This is a genomic window from Okeania hirsuta (assembly GCF_003838195.1).
In the GTDB taxonomy this organism is placed as follows: Bacteria; Cyanobacteriota; Cyanobacteriia; order Cyanobacteriales; family Microcoleaceae; genus Okeania; species Okeania hirsuta.
This window is the reverse complement of record NZ_RCBY01000420.1, coordinates 1-3,549: the sequence shown is the minus strand read 5'-3', so window position 1 is coordinate 3,549 and position 3,549 is coordinate 1. Positions and strand designations below refer to the sequence as shown.

5 protein-coding genes are annotated in these 3,549 nt (G+C 44.4%); 2 read left to right on the top strand and 3 right to left on the bottom strand.

Annotation, left to right across the window (positions count from 1 at the left end; all coding sequences use genetic code 11):
• A partial coding sequence (locus D5R40_RS36590; protein ID WP_161565140.1) for a hypothetical protein occupies nt 1–285 on the top strand: 285 nt, incomplete at its 5' end.
• An 86-nt stretch (nt 286–371) separates the two neighbouring features.
• Here the strand turns inward: D5R40_RS36590 and D5R40_RS43190 are convergent.
• From D5R40_RS43190 to D5R40_RS38440, 3 genes are all read right to left on the bottom strand, one after another.
• Nucleotides 372–713, bottom strand: a complete 342-nt coding sequence (locus D5R40_RS43190; protein WP_375339438.1) for a hypothetical protein — start codon at nt 711–713, stop codon at nt 372–374.
• 82 nt (nt 714–795) lie between these two features.
• Nucleotides 796–1,071: a hypothetical protein gene (locus D5R40_RS43185; RefSeq protein ID WP_375339439.1), complete on the bottom strand. Its 276-nt coding sequence runs from the start codon at nt 1,069–1,071 to the stop codon at nt 796–798.
• Nucleotides 1,072–1,711: 640 nt separating this feature from the next.
• Nucleotides 1,712–1,984, bottom strand: coding sequence for a thiamine pyrophosphate-dependent enzyme (locus D5R40_RS38440; RefSeq protein ID WP_205127778.1), 273 nt, complete (start codon nt 1,982–1,984; stop codon nt 1,712–1,714).
• Nucleotides 1,985–2,314: 330 nt separating this feature from the next.
• Here D5R40_RS38440 and D5R40_RS38435 point away from each other — a divergent pair, with 330 nt between their 5' ends.
• Entirely contained in the window at nt 2,315–2,728 is a 414-nt protein-coding gene (locus D5R40_RS38435; RefSeq protein WP_205127777.1) for a hypothetical protein, read from the top strand.
• Nucleotides 2,729–3,549 lie beyond the last annotated feature (821 nt).

Here is a 3,549-nt window from a genome sequence, read left to right as displayed (position 1 = left end):
TCAAGCCAAGGAACTGCTTTATCTGGCATTTTGGAGCAAGTGAATGCCTTCAAAGGGCAATGGGAAGAGAAAGGCGAAGCGCTGCAAGGCCTGAAAGATGGACTAGCAGGTGGAGAAATGCCTGAAGACATCGAAGGTACGATCAGTAGCTTGAAGGAAATGATCGCTACGGGTACTACAAAAGTAGGGGAGTGGGGACCACAAGTAGAAGAAGCTCAATCCGGAGCCAAATCTGCTTTTGATCAATTCACTTCATTGCTAGCGAGCGTAACGGCTAGTGAATAAGACCGTTCTCGGTAACTAAAGAAAAAGGCCAGGTCCCAATCGGGGCCTGGCCTAATTTTTTATGTCTTTATGCGATCTTACTTACCCTAAGAGAAAGCTAGATTGATAATCTCTTGTTGCTGTTGATCGTGCACCTTTTTGTAACCCGTAGCAGGTGAGGCACTTGACTTACGAGAGATCAAACTAAGATCAGCATTCAATCCGATTTGAGAGGAAGCAACAATCGAATAAACGTATTGCCATGCCCCCATGTTAGAAGGTTCCTCTTGTACCCAAAATGGGACTGCTTCGGGATATCGCTTGAAATTTCTGTAGTTTGAGTATCCGGTAAGCGATACAGTTGTTTCCAAACGTACGATCGCCACATCATCTCGCTTATCTTTGTTGCTTACGCTCCATGAGATCGTAATAGATTTTAACCGGTACACAGCAATAGTTTCTTCACCTTCTTGGCCACTTCGAGCCCTACGTTAGGGTCGTCATTACACTTCCTGGAAGCTATTGCCAGTTTCAAATTCTGAGAGATCCGAAACCACCGCAGGATGACGCAATAATGACTTTAGGCGTCATCACTACCAAAGGCTTGCGGAATGGTCGAGCCAATTGGCGGCGCAGTAAGTGGAAGAAGTTGGCTGGAGTGGTCACATTCGCAACGGTCATGTTGAACTCCTGCACAGGACTGCAAGAAGCGTTCAACTCGGCCACTAGAGTGCTCAGGACCTGTCCTTCATATCCGTGGGGAAGTAGAAGCACCAAGCCATTCATTCGCTGCCATTTGGATTTCAGCGGCGGATACGAACTGATCCACCATGGTTTTGAGCTCCGTTGTAGAAATCACCAAACTGCCCTTCCCACACAATAATTAAAGTTTCAGGATTGGCCATCGCATAACCATATTCGAAGCCATTACCCCAAACTCGGACAATAGGGAGTTGTAAATGCGGAACTCCCCTTGCTCATTTGAAAGACCGGACAGCCTATTGTACTCTTGGTCTGTATTGATGTCGCGCAGTACGGCATGCGGTGAGAGAAAGTCCCTCGTTTCACATCCTGACCACTCATCCGCACATCTTTGCCCTTCCATCAAGAATGGTGCCGTAGGCCAATAGTTCACCCATGGCCCAGTCGAGTTGGTTATTATCGAGTAGTTTCTTTTTGCCCTTGAGTAAACGATTAACCTTAGATAATGCTCAACACTATCGGGGATGGTCATCGGTGCTGTATGATTGGTTAATTCGTTCTTTTTCAACACCAGTGTTAGGTGAGTTTTTGAAATCCTTAGGATCCTTTGTCTTTTTGAGTTTTCGCCAAGCTTGTTTCTGGTTCTGGTATTCATATTTCAGTTTGTTCTGTTGACTTCGTTCAGCGTTCCTGCAGGAGATTCCAGAATTCCTTCTGCATTTCATCGGCTAGCGCCTTATCGATATCATCGCGCTCCAACAATTTGTTTCTGGTAGACCTCGCGCGGAGTAGGATGCTCATTGATGACCTTGTACCACCCTGGCTGGGTAAACTTAGGATCATCCCCTTCGTTGTGCCCGTGCTTCCGATAGCACACCATATCTATGAACACATCATTATTAAAGGCTTGGCGATACTCTAACGCTAGCTCAGAGGCAAATAGCACTGCTTCCAGGGTCGTCACCATTAACGTGGAAAACTGGAGCTTGCCACCACATTCGCCAACACCTGTATACATAGGTAAGAAGATCTCGCATCATCAAAGTCAGTGGTGAATCCAATCTGATTATTGATGATAAAATGCAAGGTGCCTCCTGTAATAGTATCCCTTCAACTGACTCATTTGCACGCGTTTCGGTAGGCAATGCCTTGTCCGCGATGGCTGCGTCGCATGAATCAAGATCGGAAAGGATACGGTCATAATCACTTTCATAACAGGATGTCGCTTTGGCTCTGGCGAATCCTTGTACGACGGTATTTACCGCCTCCAAGTGGGATGGATTAGGGGTTTAGCTTGAGATGAACAGTTCTTATCACTTGGGTTTTTAACCTGACTGGAAAACCCTAAGTGGTATTTTACATCACCATCTCCAAAACTAAGATCAGGTACCGCTGTCCCTTCAAACTCATTGAAGATCTGCTCATAGGTTTTGCCCATGATGTTGGCGAGTACATTAAGACGGCCTCGGTGTGCCATCCCAATAATGATCTCTTCGACCTTATCCTCAGCCGCTTTGTTGATGATGCCATCCAAAGCAGCGATAGTAGTTTCGCCCCTTCCAATGAAAAGCGTTTTGTGTCCTATGTATTTGGTATGGAGGAACTGTTCGAATACTTGCGCTTCCGTTCAATTTCTCCAAGATTCTTCGCTTCTTTTCAAGGCTTAGATCAAAAGCGCGATCTGGATGATGAGATTCGATCTTTTCTCGGATCCAACGACGCTTGTTTCGATCTTGAATATGATGATATTCAAAACCGATAGATCCGCAGTAATACGGTCTTCATGTGTTGGATGATCTCTTTCAAAGTGGCATTCTTCAAACCACATTCCTGGCCGGCTTGGAAAACGAGTCCAAATCCGCAGCTTCTAAACCAAAATCCTCAATGTTGAGATTGGGATGGCGATCTCTTCTTTCCCGAATTGGGTGGTGGTGGAAAGAAGGTGGCCCTGTTGCGGAACGCCTTTATAAGAGATAGTACTTTGAAATTCTTTGGTGTTGACCGGCCCTGCTTCCGAAGCAGTGGTGCTGCCGTTTCCATTTTGCGAGAATTCAAAACCCTGGAAAAAGGCTCTCCAGGTGGCTTCTACGCTTGGGGTTCCTTCAGGTATTGCTCATACATCGAATGATGAAAGTAGGGTGAGCATTGCTGATTACAGAGAAATCATTCATCGATTATCTTGCCTTTTTAGTAAAGGGTTAACGATTTGAGATAGTTTTTTTCAAATAAGCCGGCAAGTAAAGACCTGTTTAAATCTTATACAAGCTTTTATTAAAAAAAAAACAGCAGTCCTTTGTCGAAGTTCTTAAATTTGCGTTAATTTCTGAAAAAGGGCTGTTTACTAAGCTTTTTGTACTTCCCCAAAGTGTTAGAAGTTACAATCCGAAGCCATCGAAACAGAGGCGGAAATTTTTTTTGAGAAAAAGGTTCTATTTTATCGGAAAAAGCATAAATTTGCACTCCGTTTTTGAGAAGTGAGTATATAATACAACGAATTGATAATGGAAACGTTGATCCATTATCAATTCGCAAGACTGTAAATGCCGGTATTACCTACAGGCTATTAACGTGTACAGTCAATTT